Here is an 814-nt window from a genome sequence, read left to right on the forward strand (position 1 = left end):
TGCGGGTGCAGGTCGGCATCGACGCCGCGGTGGTGGCCAACCATCACGTGTGCGTCCGGGAGATCTTGCCGGACGGGCAGGTGCGCCTGTCCCGGTTCACCACGCCGCCGACCCTGGCCGGCCTCGACATGCTCATCGGACGGTTGAGCGCCTATCCCGGCGTGGTCGCCGTTGCGGAGCCGACGTCGATGACGTGGCTCGCGCTCTCGATCGCGATGCGCCGCTCCGGCGGGGACCTGTCGCTGCTCGGGGCCCGGCACGCGGCCCGGCTGCGCGGGGCGATCATCGGCAAGGACAAGTCCGACGTCATCGACGCCGATGTGCTGGCCACCGCCGGGGAGGTCTTCACGCTGTCTCCGATGCGTCCACTGACACCGCCGCAGCTGGCGCTGCGTCGGGCGGTGACCCGCCGCGGGAAGCTCGTCGTCGACGGCAACCGTGCCCGCCGTCGGTTGATCTCGTTGGCGCGGTGGGCATTTCCCGATGTGTGGTCCGCGTTCGCCGGCTCCCAGCCGACCGCGGTCGCGGTCCTGACCCGCTGGCCCGACCTGCGCGCCCTGGGCAGCGCCCGCCGCTCCACCCTCACCGGTGTCGTCGCAGCCCACACCCGAGGGGTGCCGGACGTGCCCGCCCGAGTCGAAGCGATCCGTGCCGCCGCCCGCGCCTGGACGGAGTTCTGGCAGGGGCACCTGGACCTGGACGCCCTGGCCTGGGAAGTGGCCGAGCACCTGCACGACATGGCTGAAGCCGACCAGCGGATCGCTCGTGCGACCGCCCAGGCCACGCACTACTGGGCCGACCTGTACGGCGACGA

1 protein-coding gene is annotated in these 814 nt (G+C 72.7%); it reads left to right on the top strand.

Annotated elements, in window-relative coordinates; translation table 11 throughout:
* The coding region (locus tag ABD225_RS11155) for an IS110 family transposase (RefSeq protein ID WP_344085023.1) at nt 1-814 on the top strand (814 nt) is incomplete at both ends.

It is taken from the genome of Nostocoides veronense, from assembly GCF_039531185.1.
Classification (GTDB): Bacteria; Actinomycetota; Actinomycetes; order Actinomycetales; family Dermatophilaceae; genus Nostocoides_A; species Nostocoides_A veronense.